Origin of the sequence: Actinomycetospora aeridis (assembly GCF_037400275.1) — a bacterium.
In the GTDB taxonomy this organism is placed as follows: domain Bacteria; phylum Actinomycetota; class Actinomycetes; order Mycobacteriales; family Pseudonocardiaceae; genus Actinomycetospora; species Actinomycetospora aeridis.
On sequence record NZ_JBBEGL010000001.1, the window covers coordinates 881,801 to 907,476 of the forward strand.

General features: G+C 75.8%; 10 protein-coding genes. 9 read left to right on the plus strand and 1 reads right to left on the minus strand.

Features of this window, described 5'->3' with window-relative positions; genetic code table 11:
• Positions 1 to 170 precede the first annotated feature (170 nt).
• The 9 genes from WCD41_RS04180 (at position 171) to WCD41_RS04220 (ending at position 23,035) form a co-directional block, all read left to right on the plus strand.
• Complete coding sequence (locus WCD41_RS04180) at positions 171 to 2,186, plus strand: sensor histidine kinase (protein WP_337712103.1); 2,016 nt, start codon at positions 171 to 173, stop codon at positions 2,184 to 2,186.
• Positions 2,162 to 2,833: a response regulator transcription factor gene (locus tag WCD41_RS04185; protein WP_337712104.1), complete on the plus strand. Its 672-nt coding sequence runs from the start codon at positions 2,162 to 2,164 to the stop codon at positions 2,831 to 2,833. The genes WCD41_RS04180 and WCD41_RS04185 overlap by 25 nt, the downstream gene beginning before the upstream one ends.
• 203 nt (positions 2,834 to 3,036) lie before the next feature.
• On the plus strand, positions 3,037 to 4,068 hold the full coding sequence (locus WCD41_RS04190; RefSeq protein ID WP_337712105.1) for a FecCD family ABC transporter permease: 1,032 nt from the start codon (positions 3,037 to 3,039) through the stop codon (positions 4,066 to 4,068).
• On the plus strand, positions 4,065 to 5,147 hold the full coding sequence (locus WCD41_RS04195; RefSeq protein ID WP_337712106.1) for a FecCD family ABC transporter permease: 1,083 nt from the start codon (positions 4,065 to 4,067) through the stop codon (positions 5,145 to 5,147). Before WCD41_RS04190 ends, WCD41_RS04195 begins: the two co-directional genes overlap by 4 nt.
• An 83-nt stretch (positions 5,148 to 5,230) precedes the next feature.
• On the plus strand, positions 5,231 to 6,052 hold the full coding sequence (locus WCD41_RS04200) for an ABC transporter ATP-binding protein (protein WP_373695080.1): 822 nt from the start codon (positions 5,231 to 5,233) through the stop codon (positions 6,050 to 6,052).
• 124 nt (positions 6,053 to 6,176) lie between these two features.
• On the plus strand, positions 6,177 to 7,130 hold the full coding sequence (locus WCD41_RS04205) for an iron-siderophore ABC transporter substrate-binding protein (RefSeq protein WP_337712107.1): 954 nt from the start codon (positions 6,177 to 6,179) through the stop codon (positions 7,128 to 7,130).
• 41 nt (positions 7,131 to 7,171) lie between these two features.
• Positions 7,172 to 8,125 (plus strand): iron-siderophore ABC transporter substrate-binding protein, encoded by a 954-nt coding sequence (locus WCD41_RS04210; RefSeq protein WP_337712108.1) that lies wholly within the window; start codon positions 7,172 to 7,174, stop codon positions 8,123 to 8,125.
• A gap of 32 nt (positions 8,126 to 8,157) precedes the next feature.
• A complete protein-coding gene (locus tag WCD41_RS04215) occupies positions 8,158 to 9,564 on the plus strand; it encodes a lysine N(6)-hydroxylase/L-ornithine N(5)-oxygenase family protein (protein WP_337712109.1) in 1,407 nt (468 codons plus the stop codon).
• Between the two features lie 10 nt (positions 9,565 to 9,574).
• Entirely contained in the window at positions 9,575 to 23,035 is a 13,461-nt protein-coding gene (locus WCD41_RS04220; RefSeq protein ID WP_337712110.1) for a non-ribosomal peptide synthetase, read from the plus strand.
• On the opposite strand, the gene WCD41_RS04225 is transcribed toward WCD41_RS04220, so the two are convergent.
• Positions 23,032 to 25,506, minus strand: a complete 2,475-nt coding sequence (locus WCD41_RS04225) for an HNH endonuclease signature motif containing protein (RefSeq protein ID WP_337712111.1) — start codon at positions 25,504 to 25,506, stop codon at positions 23,032 to 23,034. The two genes, WCD41_RS04220 and WCD41_RS04225, sit on opposite strands and share 4 nt — an antisense overlap.
• Between the last annotated feature and the right edge of the window lie 170 nt (positions 25,507 to 25,676).

Sequence of the window (25,676 nt, forward strand, 5' to 3'; positions counted from 1 at the left end):
GATGGCGGACGAGGTGGGTGGCGACGGACGGACCGAGCGTCGGGGGCCGCACGTCCCGGACGTCAGAGCCGGACGTCCCGGCCCCGCGGCGGCCTACCGGGACGAAACTCCCGCCCTGACCGGGGAGAACGCCCGCAGACAAGCGCCGGGAAGCGGCCCAGGATGTGCGGATGGGGGTGCGGACGGGCCGGGTGTCCACCGGCGTCACCACGGGGCTCGCCGCCGGCCTCGCCGCGGTCGGGCTCCTCGAGGCGCTGGCGACCGTCGTCGGCGTCCTCGTCACCGGCATGCCGTTCGTCGCCGCCCGCGAGAGCTTCCTGCTCACCAACGCGACGGTCGGGACGGTCTGCGCCCTCTGCGGCGGGCTGATCGCGAGCCGGCGTCCCCGGCGCCCACTCGGGTGGCTGCTGCTCGGCGTGGCCGTCGCGCAGACGGCGACGGCGGCGGTCACCCCGTGGCTGGTCCGGGCGACCCTCGCCGGCGACCCGACGGCGATCACCGCCACGGCGACGGTCTACTCGGCGGCCTGGCCCTGGGCGGTCGGGCTGTTCCTGCCGCTGGCCCTGCTGGTCTTCCCGGACGCCCACCTGCCGGCGCGCCCGGTACTCGCGCTGCTGTTGGCCAACGGTGTCCTGCAGGTCCTGACCTTCAGCGCCGACCCCTACCCGCTCGCCACCATCCCGGGCTTCGCGCCGGGACAGGTGCCGCCGGCGTGGTCGCTGATCGCGATCCCCGGACTCGACACGAGCCTGCTCGGGGTGGCCACGAACGTCCTGCTCGCGGCGACCTACCTCGCCGGCGTCGTGGTGCTCGTCCTGCGCTACCGCCACGGCGACGAGCGCACCCGCCGGCAGGTGCTGTGGCCCCTGCTCGCCGCGGCGGGCACCGTCGTCGTCATCGGCGCGACCCGGACCATCTGGTCGATCGCCGCGCCGGGCACGGGTTTCCCGGTGATCTCGACGATGTTCGTCGCCCTCATCCCGGTCGCGATCACCATCGCCGTGCTGCGTCACCGGCTGCTCGACATCCGCCTGCTGTGGTCGCGCGCCGTCACCTACGTCGTCCTCACGGCGTCGCTGGTCGCGACGTACGTGGCCGTCGTCGAGCTCGTGACCCGGCTGCTCGGCCCCGCCGACGGACTCGCCTCGTCCGTGGCCGCGACGGTCGTCGTCGCGGCCGCGTTCGACCCCGTCCGCGTCCGGCTGCAGCGGCTCGTCGACGCGCTGCTCTACGGCGACCGCGCCGACCCGGTCCGCGCGGTGTCGTCGGTGACCGCCCAGCTCGCGGACGGCGCCGAGCGTCCCGCCGACGTGCTGCCCGCGGTGTGCCAGGCGTTGAAGCTGCCGTGGGCGGCGCTGGTCGAGGACGGCGAGCTCGTCGCGGAGTCGGGGGTCCGGCCCCCGGGCGTCGAGACCCTCCCGCTGCGGCACGCCGGGCGGATGGTGGGGGAGCTGCGGGTCGGGGTCCGGTCCGGGCAGGAACGTCTCGACCCGTCCGACCGCGCGGTGCTCGAGCTGATGGCGCTGCCGATCGGGGTGGCCCTGCACGCCGAGGCGCTCGCGACCGCCGTGCGGCGCTCGCGGCAGGAGATCGTGGGCGCGCGGGAGGAGGAACGCCGCCGGCTCCGCCGCGACCTGCACGACGGGCTGGCGTCCGTGCTCACCGGCGTCGCGTTCCAGGCCGACACGGTGGTCACGCTCTCCGACGGCCGGGTCGCGGAGCTCGGCGAGAGCATCCGCACCGGGGTCACCGGCGCGCTCGCCGACGTCCGGCGTCTGATCAACGGGCTGCACCCGACCGCGCTCCACGAGCTCGGGCTCGTCGAGGCCGTCCGGCGCCACGCCCAGCGCCTGGCACGCGAGGACCTGACCTTCGCGGTGGGCGGCACGGTCGGCGACCTGCCGGCGGCCGTGGAGGTGGCGGCCTACCGCATCGTCGTCGAGGCGCTCACCAACGTGGCCCGGCACGCCGGGGCCACCCACGTCGAGGTCGCGATCCGGTGCGGCGACGGCGAGCTCCTCGTCGACGTGCGGGACGACGGCGCGGGTGACGCGACGGCCTGGGACCCGGGCGTCGGGCTGCGGTCGATGCTCGAGCGGGCCGAGGAGCTCGGCGGCCGGGTGCGGGCGGCGCCGTCGCTCGACGGCGGGCGGGTCGAGGCGTGGCTGCCGCTGGGCGCGCGATGACCGAGCACACCGAGCCGCCCGTCCGCGTCGTCCTCGCCGACGACCACCCGGTGATCCGCGACGGGCTCGCCGCGCTGCTGACGGCCGTCGACGGCATCGAGGTGGTCGCCACGGCCGCGGACGGCGACGGGGCGGTCCGGTCGGTGACGGCGCAGGGTCCGGACGTCCTCGTGGTCGACCTGCACATGCCGGGGGGCATCGACGGCGTCGAGGTGACCCGCCGCGTCCGTCCGCAGGGGGTCGGGGTCCTGGTCCTGACGATGCTCGACGACGACGAGTCCGTCCGCGCGGCCCTGGACGCCGGCGCCTCGGGGTACGTGCTCAAGGGCGACTCGCGCCAGCAGATCGTCCGGGCCATCCACGCGGTCGCGACCGGCGCGACGTTCCTCGGCTCGGGTGTGGGCGTGCGGGCCGTCGCGGACGCGCGGGCGACGCCCGACCCGCTGGCGGTGCTCACCGCCCGGGAGCGCCAGATCCTCGACATGCTCGCCATGGGCGTGGCGACGGCGGCGATCGCCGCGCGGCTCGGCGTCGCCACCAAGACGGTGACGAACAACCTGTCCGCGATCTTCGCCAAGCTGGGCGTCGCGAGCCGGACCGAGGCGGCACTGCTCGCCCGCGACCACGGGCTCGGGCGGGCGCGCTGACCTGCACCCGGCGTGTCGCGCCGGCGAGCGTGTGGCCCTATCGGCGTGCTCCCCTTGACGACGCCCCAGTGTCTGCGGTGGCCCACCGCTGACACGGATGTGTGCCCGGGGCGGGGGCGGGGAAGCAACTCCTGCGGCTGGTTAGGTTCGCCTACCCACATCACCCGGAGTCGAGCGAAAGGCGCGCGGTGGCAACGACAGCCGTGGCCCGGCCACCCCTGTCCCGGCCCCCGGTACGACGGCGCAGCCGCCCGGTGCTCGCGCTGACGCTGGGGCTGGGCGCGCTGGCAGTCGTGGTCGTCGCGAGCATCGCCGTCGGGGCGGCCCCGACGACGCCCGCGGAGGTCTGGCAGGCGCTGACCGCGCCGACGGGCGCGCCGGCCGACATCGTCGTGCGGGAGCTGCGGCTGCCGCGCACGTTGCTCGGCATCATGGTCGGTGCGGCGCTGGGCGTCGCCGGCGTCCTCATGCAGGGCCACACCCGCAACCCGCTCGCCGACCCCGGGCTCCTCGGCATCAGCGGCGGCGCGGCCTTCTGCGTCGTGCTGTCGACGACCGTCCTCGGCGTCACCGACGTCCACGGCTACATCTGGTTCGCCTTCGCGGGCGCCGCGCTCGCCGCCCTGCTCGTGTTCACCCTCGGCGCGGCCGGCACCGGCGGCCCGACGCCGGTGACCCTCGCGCTCGCCGGCCTCGCCGTCTCCGAGCTGCTGCTCGCGATCACCTCCGGGATGGTGCTCGGCGACGGCCCGTCGCTCGACGCCTACCGCTTCTGGGCGGCCGGCGCGCTCGACGACCGGGGCGCCGACCTCACGCTGCAGGTGCTCCCGTTCGTCCTCGTCGGCCTGGTGCTGGCCGCCGCGAACGCCCGCGCCCTCGACGTCCTCGCGCTCGGCGAGGACAGCGCCCGCGGCCTCGGGCAGAACATCACGCGGGCCCGCGCCGTCGGGCTGATCGGCGTCACGCTCCTGACGGGCGCGGCGGTCTCGGTCAGCGGGCCGGTCGGGTTCGTCGGCCTCATGGCCCCGCACATCGTCCGCGCGCTCGCCGGGCCCTCGCACGGGCGCCTGCTCCCGCTCGCCGGGCTGGTGGGCGCCGTGCTCGTGCTCGGCGCCGACGTGATCGGGCGGGTCGTGGTGCGCCCGGCCGAGCTCGCCGTCGGGATCGTGCTCGGCATCGTCGGGGCGCCGTTCTTCATCGCCATGGTCCGCCGGCGCCGGATGGTGCGCCTGTGACCACCACGGAGGAGGAGCGGCACGTCGGCGGCCGCCGCCCGATGCGCGTCGGCCCCGTGTCGGCGGTCTGGCGTCCCCGCACTGCGACGGTCGTGCTCGTCATGGCCGCCCTGCTCGTCCTGCTCGGAGCGGTCAGCATCGGGCGCGGGGAGTACCCGATCGCGGTGCCCGACGTCCTGCGCGTGCTCGCCGGCGGTGGCAGCCGTGGCGAGACGTTCGTGATCACGCAGCTCCGGCTGCCCCGCGTGCTCTGCGGCGCGCTGGTCGGGGCCGCGCTCGGCGTGGCGGGCGCGCTCACCCAGAGCATCGCCCGCAACCCGCTGGCCAGCCCCGACGTCCTCGGCGTCACCGACGGCGCGGGCGTCGCGGCCCTGCTCGTCATCGTGCTCGCCGGCAGCGGCGGCGCCGCGGTGGGGCTCCTCGCGTCGGTCGGCCTGCCCGTCGCGGCGCTGGTCGGCGGTCTGGCCGCGGCCGCCCTCGTCGTCGCGCTGGCCTACCGCCAGGGCCTCGACGCGTTCCGCTTCATCCTGGTCGGCCTGGGCATCAGCGTCGCCCTGGTGTCGGTGACGTCGTGGCTGCTGGTCATCGCGAACGTCCAGCAGGCGAGCCTCGCCCTGATCTGGCTGCGCGGCTCGCTCAACGCCCGCGGCTGGGAGCACGTCGTCCCGATCGCGATCGTGCTGGCCGTCGTGCTGCCGATCGCAGTCGCGCTGGCGTTCCGCCTCGACGCGCTCGACCTCGGCGACGACACCGCGCGCGGGCTGGGGGAGCGGGTCGACCGCTCGCGCCTGTCGCTGCTGGTCCTCGCCGTCGTCCTCGCGGCCTCGGCCACCGCGGCCGCGGGCCCGATCCGGTTCGTCGCCCTCGTCGTCCCGCAGGTCTCCCTGCGCCTGACCGGGGGCTCGCGCCCACCCCTGCTCGCGTCGGCCGTCGCCGGCGCCCTGCTCGTGGTCGCCGGCGACCTCGTGGCCCGCACGCTGCTCGGCGGCGAGGTGCCGGTCGGCGTCGTCACCGTCGTCCTGGGCGCGCCCTACCTGCTCTACCTGCTCGTCCGTCGCACGAGGAAGGACTCCGCGTGAGCGCCGAGACCGAACACGCCGCGACCGAACACGCCGCGACCGAACACGCCGCGACCACCTCCGATCGGGATGCGGCCGTCCGCCTGCGCGTCGAGGGCGTGCGCGTCGGGTACGGCGAGTCGATCGTCGTCGGCGGGGCTGCGGGTCCGGACGGCTCCGGGGGGCTCGATCTCGACGTCGTCGACGGCACGGTCACCGCCGTCATCGGCCCGAACGGCTGCGGCAAGTCGACGCTGCTGCGCACGATGGCCCGCCTGCTCGCGCCCAAGCACGGCCACGTGCTCCTCGACGGCCGGCGCCTCGACGCGGTGCCGTCCCGTGAGGTCGCGACGGTGCTGGGCGTGCTGCCCCAGGACCCGACCGCGCCGGAGGGCATCACGGTCGCCGACCTCGTCGCCCGCGGCCGCCACCCCCACCAGCGCTGGTTCCGCCAGTGGTCGACCGACGACGAGGAGGCCGTCTCCGAGGCGCTCGAGTGGACCGGGATGCGCGACTTCGCCGACCGCACCCTGGACACGCTCTCCGGCGGTCAGCGCCAGCGCGTCTGGATCTCCATGGCGCTGGCCCAGGGCACCGACGTGCTCCTGCTCGACGAGCCGACCACGTTCCTCGACCTCGCCCACCAGGTCGACGTCCTCGACCTCGTCGAGCGCCTCAACCAGGAGCGCGGCCGCACGGTGGTCATGGTGCTGCACGACCTCAACCTGGCCGCCCGCTACGCCGGGCGGCTGGTGGCCATGCACCACGGCGAGATCGCGGTGGCCGGCACCCCGCACGAGGTGCTCACCGAGGACACCGTGCGCGACGTCTTCGGCCTCGAGGCCCGCGTCATCGACGACCCGGTCGCCGGGACGCCGATGGTCGTCCCGATCGGCCGCGACCGGGCCCACCGACGTGACGCATGACGCCCCCGAGTTGACCGTTCGTCCGACTTAGGCAAGCCTCCCCTGCACACACACCGTCGGTGCCGGCACGACTGCGCTGCGTACCGACGACCCGATCACCGACGATCCCCCCGGAGCGCCCTGGATGACACTCCGAGTCCGTTTCGCAGCTGCCCTGGCCGCGGTCCTCGCCCTGCTGCTCGCGGGCTGTGGATCGGGCGGGGACGAGCCGGCGCCGGGCGCCGCCGCGCCCGGGTTCCCGGTGACGGTGGACCACGCCTTCGGGCGGACCACCGTCCCGGACCGCCCCGCCCGCGTCGTGACCGTCGGCTACAACGACGCCGACCACGTCCTCGCGCTCGGGACCGTGCCGGTCGGGGTGCGCGACTTCATCGGCGCCTTCGACGAGACCACCCGCCCCTGGGCGATGCAGGCCCTGAACGGCGCGCGGCCCGAGCAGGTCGGCGGCAACGAGATCGACATCGAGAAGGTCGCCTCGCTGCAGCCCGACCTCGTCCTCGGCGTGTACTCCGACATGGACCGCGCCACCTACGACCGGCTCTCGCAGATCGCGCCCACGGTGGCCGACCCGTCCGAGACGGCCGCCACCCCGTGGCAGGAGCAGACCCGCATCACCGCCCGGGCGCTCGGCGTGCCCGACCGCGGAGAGCAGGTCGTCGGCGACGTCGAGCGCCGCTTCGCCGACGCCCGCGCCGCCAACCCGCAGTTCGCCGGCAAGAACGTCGACCTCGCGCTCGTCACGTCCGGGGAGTTCTACGTCCTCGGCCAGGACGACGCCCGCACGCAGCTGTTCAGCGGGCTCGGGCTCGGGGTCGACCCGACCACGCAGACGCTCTCCAGCGAGCAGCTCGGTCAGCTCGACGCGCAAGGCGTCGCGGTGCTCGGCGTCCCGCCGCAGACCGCGCTCGCGAACCCGGTGTTCGCGAACCTCCCCGCGGTGCGCGAGTCCCGCGTCGCCTACGTCGGCGACGAGGCCTCGCCGGTGGCCGGCGCGCTCGGGTTCGTCAGCCCGCTGAGCCTCCCGTACGCCCTCGACCAGATCACCCCGGAGCTGGCGCGGGTCTACGGCACGACCTGAGCGACGTCCCTGTCCACACCGACCCCCGGAGCACCCCCGACATGACCCTCCGCGTCCGTTTCGCCGCCGCGCTGGCCGCGGTCCTCGCCCTGCTGCTGGCCGGGTGCGGATCCGGCGGGGACGAGCCCGCGCCGGGCGCCGCCGCGCCCGGCTTCCCGGTGACGATCAACCACGCCTACGGGCAGACCACCATCCCCGACCGCCCCGCGCGCGTCGTCACCGTCGGCTACAACGACGCCGACTTCGTCCTCGCCCTCGGCGTGGTCCCGGTCGGCGTGCGGCAGTCCATCGGCGCCTTCGACAGCTCGACCCGCCCCTGGGCGCAGCAGGCCCTGAACGGTCAGCGGCCCGAGGTCGTCGGCAGCGACGAGCTCGACATCGAGAAGATCGCGGCGCTGCAGCCCGACGTCATCATCGGGCTGTACTCCTACATGGACCAGGCGACCTACGACCGGCTCTCCCAGATCGCGCCGACCCTGGCCGACCCGGTCAAGGACGTCGCCGCCCCGTGGCAGGAGCAGACGCGGATCACCGGCCGGGCGCTGGGCGTCCCGGAGCGCGCCGAGCAGGCCGTCGGCGACGTCGAGCGCCGCCTCACCGACGCCCGCAACGCCAACCCGCAGTTCGCGGGCAAGAACGTCTCGGTGACGCTCGTGGCGGCGAACGAGTTCATCTCGCTGGGCCGCGACGACCTGCGCACCCAGGTCTTCACCGGCCTCGGGCTGGGCGTCCCGCAGACCACCGAGACGCTCTCCAGCGAGAACATCGGCCGGCTCGACGCGCAGGGGATCGCCGTCGTCGGCGTCGCGCCCCAGACCGCGCTGGCCAACCCGGTGTTCGCGAACCTGGGCGCGACGCGGGCCAACCGCGTGGCGTTCCTCGGCGAGGAGTCCTCGCCGGTCGCCGGGGCCCTGGGCTTCTCGAGCCCGCTGAGCCTGCCCTACCTGGTCGACCAGATCACCCCGGAGCTCGCGCGGGTCTACAACACCCCTTGATCGACATCACCCACCCCGGGAGCGTGATGAACGTGCGGACGAACGATGTCGACATCGACGGGACGACGGCCGCGGAACCGGAGACCCTGGACGTTCTCGGGGTGGGGTTCGGCCCGTCGAACCTGGCGCTGGCGCTGGCGGTGCAGGAGCACAACGAGCGCTCGCCTGCCTCGGGCCGGGTGGCGGCGGCGTTCGTGGAGCAGCAGGCGGCGTTCGGGTGGCACCGGGGGATGCTCCTCGAAGGGGCCACGATGCAGGTGTCGTTCCTCAAGGATCTCGTCACGATGCGCGACCCGACGAGCCCGCGGTCGTTCCTGAACTACCTGCAGGGTCAGGGGCGGTTGGCGGACTTCATCAACACGAAGACGATGTTCCCGTCGCGGGTGGAGTTCCATGACTACCTGGAGTGGTGCGCGGCGGATGTGCGGCACCTGGTGTCGTACGGGACGCGGGCGGTGGCGGTGCACCCGGTGGCGGGGGCGGACGGGATGGTCGAGGAGCTCGACGTCGTCCTGCGCGGCCCCGACGGCGAGCGGACGGTGCGCACGCGCAACCTCGTCCTCGCGACCGGCCTGGTGCCGTGGCTGCCGCCGGGCGTCGAGCGCGGGGAGCGCGTCTGGCACAACAGCGAGCTCCTGCACCGGCTCGCGACGGTCGACCGTGACGACAGCCCCGTCCCGCCGCGGCGGTTCGTCGTCCTCGGCGCCGGGCAGAGCGCGGCCGAGACCACCGAGCACCTGCACCGCCGGTACCCCGACGCCGAGGTGCGCTCGGTGTTCTCCCGCTACGGCTACAGCCCCGCGGACGACACGTCCTTCGCGAACCGCATCTTCGACCCGGACGCCGTCGACCATTTCTACGAGGCGCCGAGCGACGTCAAGCAGATGCTCATGGACTACCACGCGAACACGAACTACTCGGTGGTCGACCCGGAGCTGATCCAGGAGCTCTACACCCGGGCCTACCAGGAGAAGGTCGCGGGCCGGCAGCGCCTGCACGTCCACGGCGCGAGCCGGGTCGCGCAGGTCCGGGAGCCCGGCGCCGGGGGCGGTGACATCGAGATCGACATCGAGTTCCTGCCCACGGGCGAGCACGAGACGATCGGCACCGACGTCGTCGTCTACGCCACCGGCTACCGCCCGATCGACCCGACGATGCTGCTCGGCGATGTCGGCTCGTGGTGCTGCCGCGCCGACAACGGGGAGCTGCTCGTCGAGCGCGACTACCGGATCACGACCGCGCACCCGTTGCGGGCCGGCGTCTACCTGCAGGGACCGACCGAGCACACCCACGGCATCAGCTCGACGCTGCTCTCGACGACGGCGGTGCGCGCGGGGGAGATCGTCGACTCGCTGTGCGAGCACCGGCCGACGGAGATCCCCCGCGGGGAGCCGGTCACGCCCCCGGCGCGCCCGGCGGACGTGCCGGTGGGACTGTGAGGGACGCCGGGTGAGCACGCTCGACGCCGATCGCCCGGCGCCCGTCGGTGTCGGACGGACCTGGCCCGACCGGTTCGCCGAGCAGGTCGCCGCGCGGGGTGACGCGGTCGCGGTGGAGCTCGGCGAGGAGTCGCTGACCTACGCCGGCCTCGCCGACCGCGCCGCCCGGCTCGCCGCCGTGCTGGCGGCCCACGGCGCCGGCCCCGAGCGCCTGGTCGGCCTGGCGCTGCCGCGCTCGGTCGACCAGGTCGTCGCGCAGGTCGCGGTGCTGTGCGCGGGCGCGGCCCACCTGCCGGTCGACCCGGAGCAGCCCGAGGAACGCATCCGGCTCGTCCTCGACGACGCCGCACCGGCCGTGCTGCTGACGACGCGCACCCTGCGCGACGAGCTGCCGCCGGAGTGGGGCGAGCACGCCCTGCTGCTCGAGGAGCTCGACCTCGCCGCGGTCGCGCCGGTCGCGCTCGACCCGGGCGTGCCCGTCGACGCGCTCGCCTACGTCATCTACACGTCGGGGTCGACCGGACGTCCGAAGGGCGTGCTGGTGACCCACGCGGGTGTCGACAAGCTCGTCGCCACCCAGACCGAGCGGCTCGGGGTCGGGCCCGACGACCGGGTGCTCGCGTTCGCCTCGCCGAGCTTCGACGTCGCGTTCTGGGAGCTGTGCCAGTCGCTGCTCTCCGGGGGCCGGCTGGTGATCGTGCCGAGCGAGCTGCGCGCGCCGGTGCCGGAGCTCGCCGACTACCTGCACGCCCACGACGTCTCGGTCATGATCCTGCCGCCGGTGCTGCTCGCCGCGCTGCCCGACGACGTGGTGCTGCCGGCCGGGGTGCTGCTCGCGGGCACCGAGCGGGTCGCGCCGGAGCTGGTCGAGCGCTACGGCCGCGACCACCGGATGTTCAACGCCTACGGCCCCACCGAGGCCACCGTGAACTCCACCCTCGGCGAGGCCCGCCCCGACACCCTCGAGGGCACCTCGGTCCCGATCGGCGTCCCCGACCCGATGACCACCGCCCGGGTGCTCGACGACCGGTTGCAGCCGGCCGTCGACGGCGTACCCGGCGAGCTCTACCTCGGCGGGCCCGGCCTCGCCCGCGGGTACCTCGGCCGCGCCGGTCTGAGCGCCGAGCGCTTCGTCGCCGACCCCTGGGGCGAGCCCGGCGAGCGTCTCTACCGCACCGGGGACCTCGTCGTGCGCCACGGGGAGGTCCTCGACTTCCTCGGGCGCACCGACGACCAGGTCCAGATCCGCGGATTCCGCGTCGAGCCCGGCGAGGTGTCCTCCGAGCTCCAGGGCCACCCCTCGGTCGCCCAGGCCACGGTGGTGGTCCGCGACGACCTGCCGGCCGGGCGCGGGCTGGTCGGGTACGTGGTGCCGGCACTGACCCCCGACGGGGACGCCCGCGTCGACGAGTGGAAGGACCTGCACGAGGTCCTCTACTCGGCCGCCGACGAGGACGCCTCGCTCTTCGACGACGGCTTCGCCGGCTGGAACTCCACCTACGACGGCACCGACATCCCCCGCGAGCACATGCGGGTGTGGCGCGACGCCGTGGTCTCCCGCATCCGCGACCTGCCGGCGGGTCGGCGCGTGCTCGAGATCGGCGTCGGGAGCGGCCTGCTGCTCACCGAGGTCGCCCCGCACGTCGAGCGCTACGTCGGCATCGACCTCTCCGCCGAGGGCATCGCCGCGCTGGGGCGCCGGGTGGAGGCCTCCGACGTGCTGCGCGAGCGCGTCGTGCTCGAGACGCGCCCGGCGCACGAGGTCGGCGGGGTCGCGGGCGGTCCCTTCGACACCATCATGATCAACTCGGTGGTGCAGTACTTCCCCGACGGCGAGCACCTGCGGCGGGTGCTGCACGACGCCGCGGGCCTGCTCGCGCCCGGCGGGTCGATCCTCGTCGGCGACGTCCGCCACGCCGGCCTGCTGCGTACGCTGCGCGCGGGCGTGGAGACGGCGCGGGCGGCCGGGCCCGACCCGGACGCCCTGCGCCGCGCCGTCGACGCGTCGGTCGCCTGGGAGCCCGAGCTGCTGGTGCACCCCGGCTTCTTCGGCGCCGTCGCCGACGAGCTGGGCCTGGCGGCCGACGTCGAGCTCGAGCGCTCCCCGTTCCACGACGAGCTCTCCCGCTACCGCTACCACGCGGTCCTCCGTTCGGCCCATGTGAGCGAACTTCGGGGCTATAGCACCCAAGTTCGCTCACATGAGCTGACCTGGACCGGGTCGGTCGACGAGGTGCGGGAGGCGCTGGCGGCGTCGGGCGCGGGGTCGGTGGTGCGCGTCGTCGGGATCCCCAACGCCCGCCTGACCCCGGACCTTGAGGCGCTGGCCCGGGTCGACGGCACCGCGCCGCCCGGCGGGCCCGCCGCCGACCCCGAGGACCTGATCGCGCTCGTCACCGACCGTCCCGCCCGGGCGACCTGGGACCCCGAGGACCCGACCCGGTTCGAGGTCGTCTACGGCGACGCCGGCCCCGCCTTCCGCGGCGGGGGACCGGACGGCACGACGACCCCCGCGCCGTTCCGCGACGTCACCGCCCTGACCTCGGCGGTGCGCGAGGGCCTGCGCGACCGGCTGCCCGAGCACCTCGTGCCGGCGGCCGTCGTCGCCGTGCCGGAGCTGCCGACCCTGCCCAGCGGCAAGCTGGACCGCGCCGCCCTGCCGGCGCCCGACCTCGCCGCCGAGGTCGGCGGCGCCGCCCCGCGCACCCCGCGCGAGGAGGTCCTGGCCGCGCTCTACGCCGAGCTGCTCGGGGTGCCCGGCATCGGTGTGCACGACGACTTCTTCGCGGTCGGCGGCGACAGCATCCTGTCGGTCTCGCTGGTCGCGCGCGCCCGCGCGGCGGGGCTCGGGATCACCCCGCGGCAGATCTTCACGCACCGGACCGTCGCCGGCCTCGCGGAGGTGGCGTCGGCCCACGACGACACGGCCCGGGAGACCGTCGCCGTCGAGCTGGACGACGCCGCCCGGGCCGCGCTCGGCGACGCGGCCGAGGTCTGGCCCGTCTCCGCGCTGCAGGAGGGCTTCTTCGTCCACGCCGCGCTCTCGGACGTCTACACCGTCCAGGAGGTCGTGCGGCTGCGCGGACCCGTCGACGCCGCCGCCTGGCGCGCGGCCGGCCGGCGGTTGCTCGCCCGCCACCCGCAGCTGCGGGCCGGGTTCGCCCAGCGCGCCGACGGCCGGGTCGTCCAGGCGATCGCGGAGGCCGTCGAGCTGCCGTGGCGCGAGGTCGACCTGCGCGCCCTGGACACCCCGGCGACCGGGCGCGCGCTCGACGACGTCGTCGTGGCCGAGCGCGACGAGCGCTTCGACCTGGCCCGCCCGCCGCTGATCCGTGCGGCGCTCGTGCACACCGGCGACGAGGCGGCCGCCCTCGTGCTGACCTTCGAGCACATCGTGCTCGACGGCTGGTCGGTGGCGACGGTGGTCCGCGAGCTGCTGGCGGACTCGGGGGACGAGGCCCGCGACGTCGACCTCGCCACCCACCGGGCCCGGTACGCCCGCCTCCCCGACCAGGCCGCCGACGTGGCGGCCTGGCGTGACGCCCTGGCCGACCTCGAGGGCCCGACGCGGCTGCTCGAGGCGCTCGCTCCCGATGCCTCCGCCGGCATCTCCGGGCCGTCCCGAGCACCCCGTCACCACCAGCGTCACCTCGGGATCGACGAGGAGACCACGAGCCGGCTGGTCGCCGCGGCACGGCGCCGCGGCCTGACCCTCGGCACCGTGCTGCACGGCGCGTGGGCGCTGATGGTCGGGCGCCTGACCGGCGCCCGCGACGTCGTCGTCGGCAGCACCGTGTCCGGACGTGACGGCGTGCTGCCCGGCATCGAGGACGCGGTCGGGCTGTTCATCAACACGGTCCCGGTCCGGATGCGCTGGGCGCCCGGGCAGCCGGTCGCCGACGTCCTCGACGCGCTGCAGAGCCACCGCACCGAGCTGCTCGACCACGACGGCGTCGCGCTCGCGGCGCTGCAGCGCGAGCTGGGGCACGGGGAGCTGTTCGACTCGCTCGTGGTGGTGGAGAACTACCCGCAGCCGGAGGGTGTCGAGGCCGTCGACGTCGTCGACGCCGTGCACTACCCGGTCGCGCTCATCGCCGCCGTCGGTCCGCGCCTGGACCTGACGATCAAGCACGACCCGACCCGCGTCGACGCCACGGCCGCCGAGCTGGTCGTCGCCCAGCTGCGGCGCACCCTCGAGCGCCTCGCCGCCGACCTCGACGCCCCGGTCGCGTCCATCCCGGTGCGGGACGCCCCGCCGCGCCTCCCCGACACCGCGCACCCCGTCCCGTCCACGACCCTCACCGGGTGGATCGCCGCGCAGGCCGCGGCCACCCCCGACGCGCCGGCGGTGATCGCCGAGGACGCCCGGCTCACCCACGCCGACCTGGCCCGGCGCGCCGCCGGACTTGCGGGGCACCTGGCCGACGCCGGCCCCGTGGTCGGGGTCGCCGTGCCGCGCTCGGCCGACCTCGTCGTCGCGCTCGCCGGGGTCCTGCACGCCGGGAAGGCCTACGTCCCGCTCGACGTCGACCTGCCCCGCGAGCGCCTCGCCGCGGTGATCGCCGACGCCGGGGTGGAGGTCGTCGTCACCACCGCCTCGATCGACGTCCTCCCCGACGGGCCCCGCCGCGTGCTGGTCGAGGACACCGGCACGGCCGACACCGCTCCCGCGGCCGTCGACCCCGACGACGCGGCCTACGTGATCTTCACGTCGGGCTCGACGGGGCGGCCCAAGGGCGTCGTCGTCAGCCACCGCGCGATCGTCAACCGGCTCGCGTGGACCCAGGACACCTTCGGGCTCGGCGCCGACGACCGTGTGCTGCAGAAGACGCCGGTCGGGTTCGACGTCAGCGTCTGGGAGTTCTTCTGGCCGCTCGTCACCGGGGCGGCGATCGTCGTCGCCCGGCCCGGCGGGCACCGCGACCCCTCCTACCTGGCCGGGCTGGTCGCCGACGCGGGCGTTACGACGATGCACTTCGTCCCGTCGATGCTCGAGGCGTTCCTCGCCTCCGACGACGTCACCGGGGACCCGTCGTGGGCGGCTCCGCTGCGCCGCGTGCTCGCCAGCGGGGAGGCGCTGCCGGCGAGCGCCGCCGCACGCTGGCGGGAGCTCACGGGCGTCCCGCTGCACAACCTCTACGGACCCACCGAGGCCGCCGTCGACGTCACCCACCACCCGGTGAGCGACGCCGACACGGTCCGCGTGCCCATCGGCACGCCGGTCTGGAACACCGCGCTGCGCGTGCTGGACGGCTGCCTCGCGGAGGTCCCCGACGGCGTGCCCGGCGAGCTCCACCTCGCCGGCGTCCAGCTCGCCCGCGGCTACACCGGCCGGCCGGGCCTGACGGCCGAGCGCTTCGTCGCCGACCCGCACGGGGCGCCCGGCGAGCGGCTCTACCGCACCGGCGACCTGGTCCGGCGCCTGCCCGGCGGCGCGATCGAGTACCTGGGCCGCACCGACGACCAGGTGAAGATCCGTGGCCAGCGCATCGAGCCGGGCGAGGTCGAGGCCGCGCTCGCGGCACAGCCCGGCGTCGAACGGGCCGCGGTGACGGTGCGCCGCGACGGCCCGTCGCCCGCGCTGGTCGGCTACGTCGTCGGTGGAGCGGTCGGTGGGGCCGATCCCGACGCCGTGCGGGACGCCCTGGCGCGGGAGCTCCCCGAGGCGATGGTCCCGGTCGCCGTCGTGGTGCTCGACGCGCTGCCCCTGACCGCGAGCGGCAAGCTCGACCGCTCGGCGCTGCCGGCCCCCGAGCTGGGCGGCGGCCCGGCCCGCGAGCCCGCCACCGAGGCCGAGCGGACGCTGTGCGCGATCTTCGCCGAGGTCCTGGGCCGCGAGTCGTGCGGCCCCGACGACGACTGGTTCGCCCTGGGCGGCGACTCGATCTCCGCCATCGGGGTCGCGAGCCGGGCGCGCCGCGCGGGCCTGGCCGTGGGGCCCGCCGAGGTGTTCGCCGGCCGCAGCCCGGCGGGTGTCGCGGCGCGGGTGCCGGACACCGCCGTGGACGCCGCCCGGGTCGAGGACCTGCGGCAACCCGTTGACCCGCACCAGGTGCCGGTGGACGTCGACGTTGCCGAGGTCTGGCCCCTCTCTCCGCTGCAGGAGGGCCTGTTCTTCCACGCCGGGCTCGACGGTGAGGCCGACGTCTACCGGATCCAGGAGACCGTCGACCTCGACCACCGGCTCGACGCCGACCGCCTGCGCGGCGCGGTGGCGACGCTGCTCGCCCGCCACGACGCCCTGCGCGCCGGCTTCACCAGCGAGGGGCTCGACGAGCCGGTGCAGTTCGTGGCCATTTCCCTCGAGCCGCCGGTGACCGTCGTCGACGCGCACGACGACGACGCCGTTGCGGCGGCGACCGCCGAGGACCGGGCCGCCGGCTTCGACCTGGCCGCGCCGCCGCTCTTCCGCGTCGTGCTCGTGCGCGGCCCGGAGACCGACCGCGTGCTGATCTCGCGGCACCTGCTGCTGTGGGACGGCTGGTCGGCGTGGACGGTGCTCGCGCAGCTGCTCGGGGCCTACTCCGGGGACGAGCTCGAGCCCGCCGGGTCGTACCGCGACCACCTCGCCTGGCTCGCCGCCCAGGACACCGACGCGGCGATGGAGGCCTGGCGGACCGCGCTGGCCGGGCTCGAGGGGCCGACGCTCGTGGGCCCCGACACCCCCGAGCCGCTGCGCGAGCAGGACCTCGAGCTCGGAGCCGACGTCACCGCCCGCCTGCGCGCGCTGACCCGCGAGCGGGGGATCACCGCGCACACGGTGCTCTCGACGGTCTGGGGCCTCGTGCTCGCGGCGGCGACCGGGCGCACCGACGTCGTCCTCGGCACCACGGTCGCCGGGCGTCCCGACGCCGTGCCGCACGTGGAGACGACGGTCGGCCTGTTCCTCACCACCGTGCCGACCCGCCTCGTGCTCGACGCCGGGGAGTCCGCGGGCGCGCTGCTCGCGCGGGTGCAGGACGAGCGGCTGGGCCTGCTCGCGCACGAGTGGGTCGGGCTGGGCGCGATCCAGCGCGCGGCCGGCCAGCGGACCCTGTTCGACACGCTGTTCGTCTACCGGCCCGAGGGCGGCGAGGAGCGCATCGCCGACCTCTCCGCCCGCCATGGCGTCACGGCGCTGCGCAACGACGACGCCACGCACTACCCGCTGACCGTCATCGTCACCCCGGGCGAGCGGGTGCGGATCACGCTGGCCCACACGCTCTCCGACGACGACGCGCGAGCGTGGCTCGACCGTTTCACCACGCTGCTCGACCAGGTCCTCGCCGACCCCGACACGGCGGTGCCCGCGCTGGACCCGCTGCTGCCCGCCGAGCGGGACGCCGTCGTCGTGGGCCGCGACGGGGCCCCGGTCGACCTGGGGAACGTCACCGTCGCCGACCTGCTCGCCGAGCGGGCCGCGCTCGTGCCCGACGACCTCGCCCTGGTGTCCGGGGACGTCGAGTACACCTACCGCGAGCTCGACGCGGCCATCGACCGCACGGCACGCCTGCTGCGTGCCCGCGGCGCCGGCCCGGAGACCGTGGTCGCGCTGGCCGTCCCGCGCTCCGCCGAGACCGTCGTCGCGCTCTTCGCGGTGCTGCGCGCGGGGGCGGCGTACCTGCCGCTCGAGCTCGACCACCCGACCGAGCGGCTCCTCGGGACCATCGCTGACGCCGAGCCGGTCGTGCTCGTGACGGTCGCGCGGGTCGCGGACCGGTTCGACGGGGTGCCGACGATCGTGCTCGACGACCCGGCCGTCGCCGCCGAGCGATCGGCGCTGCCGGCGGGCCCGCTGTCGGACGCCGAGCTCGGCGACTTCGCCCGCGACCGCGCCGACCGCCTCGACCGGCCCGCCTACCTGATCTACACCTCGGGCTCGACCGGCAGGCCCAAGGGCGTCGTCACCCCCTACCGCGGGCTGACGAATATGCAGATCAACCACCGGACGGAGATCTTCGACCCGGTGGTCGCGGCCGCGGGCGGGCGCCGGCTGCGGATCGCGCACACCGTCTCGTTCGCCTTCGACATGTCGTGGGAGGAGCTGCTCTGGCTCGTCGAGGGCCACGAGGTGCACGTCCTCGACGAGGAGCTGCGCCGCGACGCCGCCCGGCTCGTCGCGCACGCCGACGAGCACGCGGTCGACGTCGTCAACGTGACCCCGACCTACGCCGAGGCGCTGATCGAGGAGGGGCTGCTCGCCGACCGCGGCATGCCCTTGGTGCTGCTCGGCGGCGAGGCGGTCTCGGACTCCGTCTGGACCACCCTGCGCGACGCCGAGGGGACGCTCGGCTACAACCTCTACGGGCCGACCGAGTACACGATCAACACGCTCGGCGGCGGCACCGGGGACAGCGCCACCCCGACCGTCGGGCGCCCGATCACCAACACCCGCGCGCACGTGCTCGACGAGTGGCTGCGCCCGGTCCCCGACGGCGTGCCGGGCGAGCTCTACATCGCCGGGACCGGGCTCGCGCGCGGCTACTGGCGCCGGGCGGGCCTCACCGCGGAGCGCTTCGTCGCCGACCCCACCGACCCGGCCGGCGGGCGGATGTACCGCACCGGCGACCTCGTGCGCCGCCGTCCGGGCAGCGGCGGAGTGCTGGACTTCCTCGGCCGCACCGACGACCAGGTCAAGATCCGGGGCCACCGCGTGGAGCCCGGCGAGGTGGCGGCGGCGCTGACCGCGCACGACGCCGTGGCGCGCGCCGCCGTCGTCGCCGACAGGTCCGGGCCGGGCGGGTCGGCGCGCTTGATCGGGTACGTGGTGCCGTCCGGCGAGCTGGACGTGGCCGCCGTCCGCGACGACCTGCGCACCCGGCTGCCCGACCACCTCGTGCCGGCCGCGCTCGTCGAGGTCGACACGCTGCCGCTGACCGTCAACGGCAAGCTCGACACCGGCGCCCTGCCGACGCCCGACCTGTCGCCGGCCGGCGGTGGCCGCCCGCCCGCGACGGAGGCCGAGGAGACCCTGTGCGGGATCTTCGCGGCGGTGCTCGACGTCCCGCGCGTCGGGCCCGAGGACGACTTCTTCGACCTCGGCGGCCACTCGCTCATCGCCACCCGGCTGCTCTCGCGGGTGCGCACCGCACTGGGCGCCGACGTGGCCCTGCGCGACCTCTTCGACGCGCCCACCCCGGCGGCGCTGGCCGGGCGGGTGGGCTCCCGCGAGCCGGCCGACGCGCGCCCCGAGCTGGCGCCTCGCGAGCGACCCGACGCGCTGCCGCTGTCCGCGGCCCAGCAGCGGCTGTGGATGCTGGCCCAGCTCGACGAGGTGGGCGGCGGGGCGTACCACTACCCGATCGTGCTGCGGCTGCGTCCCGACGGTGCGCCGCTCGACCCGGACGCCCTCGACGCCGCGCTCGACGACGTCGTCGCCCGCCACGAGCCGCTGCGCACGCTCGTCGACGGCGCGACGCAGCGGGTGCTCGACGACGTGCGGGTGCCGCTGCGGCGGGCGTCGGCCGGGTCCGAGGACGAGGCCGCCGAGATCGTCGCCGCCGAGGTGGCCCGTCCGTTCGACCTCACCCGCCGTCCGCCGCTGCGGGCGACCCTGGTCGAGCGGGACGGGGAGCACCTGCTGGTGCTCGTGCTGCACCACATCGCCACCGACGAGTGGTCCGACGGGCCCCTGTTCGCCGACCTCGCCACGGCGTACGCGGCGCGCCGCGACGGGCACGCGCCCGCCTTCGCGCCGCTGCCGGTGACCTACGCCGACTACGCGCTCTGGCAGGCCGAGCTGCTCGGTGAGGGGTCCGCGGAGGCCGGGCGCCAGCTGGCGTTCTGGGCGGACGCGCTCGCGGGTGCGCCCGAGGAGCTGGAGCTGCCGACCGACCGGCCGCGCCCGGCGGCGCCGAGCTTCACCGGGGGCACGGTCGCGCTGCCCCTGGACGCCGCCGTCGCCGAGGGCCTGCGGACCCTCGGCCGCGACCGCGGGGCCAGCACGTTCATGGTGCTGCAGGCGGCGGTGGCCGTGCTGCTCTCGCGGCTCGGCGTCGGGGACGACGTCCCCCTCGGCGCGCCCGTCGCGGGACGGACCGACCCGCGCCTCGACGACCTCGTCGGCTTCTTCGTCAACACCGTGGTGCTGCGCACCGACCTGGCCGGGTCGCCGTCGTTCGGGGAGCTCGTCGACCGGGTGCGCGCGACCGACCTGGCCGCGTTCGCCCACGCCGACGTGCCGTTCGAGGCGGTGGTGGAGCACCTCGAGCCGCCGCGCGTGCTCGCGCGCACGCCGCTCTTCCAGGTCATGGTGGGCCACCACGTCCGGTCCGGGTCGCCGCTCTCGCTGCCCGGGCTCGCGGTCGCCGAGGAGGACGTCGCCGGCACGACCGCCAAGTTCGACCTGGTGTTCTCGTTCGTCGAGGACGCCGACGGGGCCGTCACCCTGCACCTCGAGTACGCGGCCGACCTCTTCGAGGCCGTCTCGGCGGAGCGGATCGCACGGCGCTTCGCGCGGGTGGCCGGTGCGGTGGTCGAGGCGCCGGACGCCCCGGTGGCCGGGATCGACGTGCTCGAGGACGACGAGCGTGCCCGCCTCGCGGCGCTCTCGGGCCGCCCGGACGCCCGCGCCGTGCCGGAGGAGAGCCTGGTCGCGTCGTTCGAGCGGCACGCCGACACGACACCGGACGCGGTGGCCGTCGCCGACGCCGACGGCGAGGTGTCGTACGCCGAGCTGGACGGGCTGGCCGAGGGCGTCGCCGACCTGCTCGACGGGGTCGGGCCCGACGACGTCGTCGGCGTGGCCGTGCCGCGGTCGACGACGATGGTCGCCGCGGTGCTGGCCGTGCTCAAGCGGGGCGCCGCGTGGCTGCCCCTCGACCTCGCCCACCCGTCCGAGCGGCTGGCGCACATGCTGGCCGACTCCGGCGCGGCGCGGGTGATCGTCACCCCGGCGACGGCCGAGCGGGTGCCGTCCGGGCCCCACCTGGTCCTCGACGGGGTCTCGCCGTCACCGCGGCGGGACCGCCGGCGTCCGGCGAGCCTCGACGCCGCCGCCTACGTGCTCTACACGTCGGGATCGACGGGCCTGCCCAAGGGCGTCGTCGTGCCGCACGAGGGGATCGCGAGCCTCGCGGCGACGGCGGTGGACCGCATGGGCGTCACGGCGTCGTCGCGGATCCTGCAGTTCGCGTCGGTCGGGTTCGACGTCGCCGCGTTCGAGCTGGCCATGGCCCTGACGCTCGGCGGGCGGCTCGAGATCCTGCCCGAGGAGGCCCGGGTCGCCGGCCCGCCGCTCACCGACTTCCTCCACGAGCGCCGGATCAGCCACGCCATCCTGCCGCCGTCGCTGGTGGCCGCGCTGCCGGCGGACTGCGTCATCCCCGACGGGACGACGGTGCTGGTCGGTACCGAGACGGTGCCGCCGGACCTCGTCGCGCGCTGGGCCGACCGGCTGCACATGCTCGTCGCGTACGGCCTCACCGAGGCGACGGTGAACTCGACGCTGTGGCCGACCCGCACCGACTGGGAGGGGCCGCTGCCGATCGGCGAGCCCGACCCGAACACCGTCGCGCGGGTGCTCGGGCCGCGCCTCGAGCCCGTGCCGCCCGGGGTGGTGGGCGATCTCTACATCGGCGGTCGGGGGCTCGCCCATGGGTACGTCGGGCAGCTCGGGCTGACGGCGTCCCGCTTCGTCGCCGATCCCTCCGGCGCGCCCGGCGCCCGGATCTACCGCACCGGCGACCGAGCCCGCTGGCGCCCGGACCCCGAGGCGTCGTCGGGCTGGGTGCTCGACTTCCTCGGCCGCGACGACGACCAGATCAAGATCCGGGGGGTGCGCATCGAGCCCGGTGACGTGGCCGCCGCGCTGTCCGACCACCCCGACGTGCAGCAGGCCGTCGCCGTCGCCGACCGCGACGGGGACCTCGTCCGGCTCGTGGGCTACGTGAGCCTGGCGTCGGGTTCCGTGGACGTGGACGACGTGCGGGCGCGGGCGTCGGCGCGGCTGCCCGAGCACATGGTGCCGTCGCTCGTCGTGGCGCTGGACGGGCCGGTGCCGCTGACGCCGAACGGCAAGGTCGACCGCCGTGCCCTGCCGGCGCCGGACTGGGCGGCGCTGGTGTCGTCGGCGTCGCCGGGCACGCCGGAGGAGGAGCGGCTGGCCGCGATCGTCGCCGAGGTGCTGCGGCTCGAGCGGGTGGGTGTCGACGACGACTTCTTCGCGCTCGGCGGGCACTCGATGGCGGCGATGCGGCTCGTCTCCGGGGTCCGCGAGGCGCTGGGCGTCGAGCTCGCCGTGCGGGACGTGTTCGAGGCGCCGACGGTGTCCGCCCTCGCGACCCGCGTGGCCGACGCCCCGCGCGCCCGCCCCCGGCCGGTGCCGAGTGGCCCGCCCGGGGAGGAGGAGCCGCTCGCGCCGGCGCAGCGCCGGCTGGTGGCCGACGGCACGCGGCGGCGCCCGGACCACGCGTTGCTCCTGCACGGGCCGTTCGAGCGGGCGGCGCTGTCGTCGGCGGTCGACGACGTGGTCGCCCGGCACGAGCCGCTGCGCACGACGGTGGGCTCGTCGCGGCGCGTCCTCGCCGCCGGACCCGGGCTGACCGAGCGGAGCGGCGCGCTCGGGGACCTGGCGCGCGAGCCGTTCGACCTGGCCGCGGAGCCGGCGTTCCGGGCGCACCTCGTCGGCGGTCGCCTGCTGCTGGTCCTCGGCTACACGGCAGTGGACGAGTGGTCCGTGGTCCCGTTGCTGCGGGACCTGGCCACCGCCTACGCGGCCCGCCGTGAGGGACGGGCGCCGGACTGGGCGCCGTTGCCGGTCACCTACACCGACTACGCCCGGTGGGCCCGGGCCCTGTCCGCCCGCGACGCGGCGTCGCGGGAGGACCTGGTGGATCTCCCGGTCGGGTCGGTCGGGTCGGTCGGGTCGGTCGGGTCGGCGGACCGGGAGCCGGAGGAGGCCGTGGTCCTGGCGGCCGATCTGGATGCCGGTCACCGCCGCGCGCTCGACGCGCTGGCGCGGCGCACCCGCACGAGCCTGCTCATGGTGCTGCAGGCCGGGCTGGCGTCGGCGCTGACGGCCGAGGGGGCGGGGGAGGACCTCCCACTGGTGACGATGAACGCGGGGCGTGTCGACGCGGCGCTCGACGACCTCGTGGGGTCGGTGTCGGACCTCATCGTGGTGCGCACCGACACCTCGGGAGAGCCGTCGGTCGAGGAGCTGCTCGCCCGGGTCCGGCGGGACGACCTCGCGGCGTTCGCCCACGACACGGCGTTCGCCGACGTCGCGGCCCACACGGGTCTCACGCGCCCGCCCGCGGCGCTGGTGCACCACGAGGAGGCCGCGCTCGGGGCCGAGCAGTCGATGCTCGGTGCGCTGGACGCCGTGCCGACCGGGGCGTCGTTCGCGGACCTGACCCTGGCGTTCTGGGAGACCCCGCCGGGGCAGCCCATGGCGATGGAGCTGATCCACGACCCGGCCGCGGTGGACGGCGCCACCGCCCGGCGCGTCCTGGACCGTGTGCTGGACTTCGGGGTGGGGTCTGCTTCCTAGAACGGGGGTGGGTCGTCGTTCGGGTCGGGGGGCGGCGGGGCCTTGGGAGGTGTCTCGTCCTTCTTTCGCTGGCGGCCGGTGAACGTGGCGGCGAGGTGGTCGCGCCAGGCGGGCCCGGTGCCGGGTTCCTCGCCGGGCTCGGGGTCGGGCCAGTGCTGTTCGGGGATCGGCCGAGGCGTGGCCGCGTAGCGGGGCCCGGGGAGCGCGGTGAGGATCTTCTTGGGGCGGGTGGTGTGGGTGACCCCGGCCCGGGTGCGGATGGTGAACCACCCCGGACGGGGCTGCCGCACCCGCCAGCGGGCGTGGTGCTTCGCGCGGTGATGGTGCGAGCACCACGCCCCGAGGTTGCTGGTCACCGTCGGCCCGCCGGCGGCGTGCTCGCGGGTGTGGTCGATCTCGGCGCCGTGCGCGGTGCGCCGGCAGGCCGGGGCGACACAGCACCGGTCGCGGGCCCGCACCCAGCGTTCGGCTTCGGCCCCCGCCCGGCGGCGCCGCCAGGTGTCCGGACCGGAGTCGGCATCCGGTGGGCGCCCCAACTTCCCCTCCGCGCGCAGGCCGGTGACCCGGTGCTGGAGTTCGCGCAGCAGCGGCGCCCAGGAGGGATGATCATCCGGGTTGAGGGCGGCGAGCAGTGTCGTCGGCACCTGCAGTTCGACGACCGCCCCGCTCGGCTGCCCCCGCGCCCCATCCGGGCCGCAGGGGCTGGCTGGTCGGGTGGGCCGCGCTGGTCGGTGGCGGGCGAGCAGGACGTGTTCGAGGTGGCCCCCGGGGTCGGTGAGCACCGCGCGCCATTCCCCGTGGTGCCGCTCGCGCATCAGCTGGCGGGCGGTGGGGGCGGTGACGGTGCCGAACCCGGGCACCGCCCCGGGATGCCGATCCAGACCCAACGCGGTGGAGAGCCGCAGCCGGACCTCCACCACCCCGCGCCGCAACCGCCCCACCCGCCGGCCGTCCTCCGCTGACCCGGCCTCCCGGTCAGGCACCGGGTCAGGAAGTCCGGGGAGGTCGAGGGCGCCCTGCTCGCCGGGCCGCCGTGGCGCCGGCACCACCGCCGACGATCCCGCGGCGGGGTCCTCGGCATCGCCGACATCGCCGGCATCGTCGGCACCGCTGTCGCTGCAGTCATCGCCTCCGGCGCCGGCCGCTCCCTCGCCAGGACCGGTGTCGCCAGGGCCGGTGTCGCCAGAGCCGCTGTCGCCAGAGCCGCTGTCGCCAGAGCCGCTGTCGCCAGGGCCGGTGTCGCCAGAGCCGCTGTCGCCAGGGCCGGTGTCGCCAGAGCCGCTGTCGCCAGGGCCGGTGTCGCCAGAGCCGCTGCCGGCGCGGCCACCGCCATTGCTGGGCCCGTCGTCGTCCGGCCCGTCGTCGCCGGGCCCGTCGTCGCCGGGGCCGTCGTCGCCGGGGCCGTCGTCGTTCGGCCTGTCGTCGTTCGGCCCGTCGTCGTCGTGGGGTCCGTCGTCGGGTCCGTCGTCCGGCCTGTCGTCGTTCGGCCCGTCGTCGGGGCCGTCGCCGTCGGGACCGTGGTCGTTCGGGCCGTCGCTGTCGGGGCGATCGTCGGGTCCGTCGTCGGGTCCGTCGTCGGGTCCGTCGTCGGGTCCGTTGTCGGGTCCGTTGTCGGGGGTGTCGGGCGTGTTGTCGTGGTCGTCGGGGTTGTTGGTGGCGTGGTATTCCGCGGCCAGCAGCAGCACCAGGTCGCGGTCGGTCATGCCCTCGGTGGAGCCGTCGAGGATCCGCATCCCCAGATGCGCCCGCAGCGCCTCGGGGGTGGTGCGCACCCCGAGCTGACGCAACGCCACCACCAACCCGTCCAGACGGGCCTGGGAGTTGATGCCCTGCGGCGCCGGGGCGTCCACGAACGACAGCGTCGCGGTCCCCGACGGGTTCGCCGTCAGGATCACCCGCGCCCGCGCCTCCGCGCGTCGGCGGCGCCGCTCGGCCCAGTCGGGGTCCAGGTCGAGCACGATCTCGGTGACCCGCTCCCGCAACCCCATGATCGGCAGCTCGGCGGCCTCGGGCAGCACGACGGCGACCGCGTGGTTGGCGTGGTCGTCGCTCAGGTCGGCCACGGTCTCGCTGATCGCGCGGACCTTCGGTTCGTCGAGCCAGCCCGCCCACAACGCCGCCCCCAGCTGCGGCAGCCGCACGTGCAGGTCGTCGGCGAGGTCGAGGCGGCGGGTGGTCATGGTCCGCGAGTGCCCCAGCAGCATCGCCACCTCGTCACCGGAGAACTCATCCGAGCTCCCGAGCCGGGTGCTGTGCCCGTCCTGCGCCATACCGAGTTCCCGCATCCCGGCCAGCAGGTGGGCCTCGGCGCGGTTGTGCAACGCGAACCGCGCCCGCACGTACGCCGCCAGGTCCTCCCCGGCCAGCGTGGTGGGGTCGACCTCGTCGAGCAGCGCCGCCAGCTCGGTGTTTGGGGCGCGGCCGGCCAGCCGCGCGGCCAGGCCGCGGCGGGTGCCCGGGTCGATGCTCACGGGAAGAACGCTAGCCCCGACCCCCGACAACGCCGCCCCGATCGGCACCCGCAGAGCTCGAACAGCAGGTCACGAACTGGTAACGATCCGCAGGTCGGCGGCCAACGTCTCCCGAACTGGCGTGTTCGAACGGCGCGTGAGAGTGGAGATACGGACACTCAACGTCTGCG

Bases quoted from the DNA above. Each gene is read 5' to 3' on its own strand.
- WCD41_RS04205 (WP_337712107.1), top strand. From the start codon at position 6,177: ATGACACTCCGAGTCCGTTTCGCAGCTGCCCTGGCCGCGGTCCTCGCC.
- WCD41_RS04180 (WP_337712103.1), top strand. From the start codon at position 171: ATGGGGGTGCGGACGGGCCGGGTGTCCACCGGCGTCACCACGGGGCTC.
- WCD41_RS04210 (WP_337712108.1), top strand. From the start codon at position 7,172: ATGACCCTCCGCGTCCGTTTCGCCGCCGCGCTGGCCGCGGTCCTCGCC.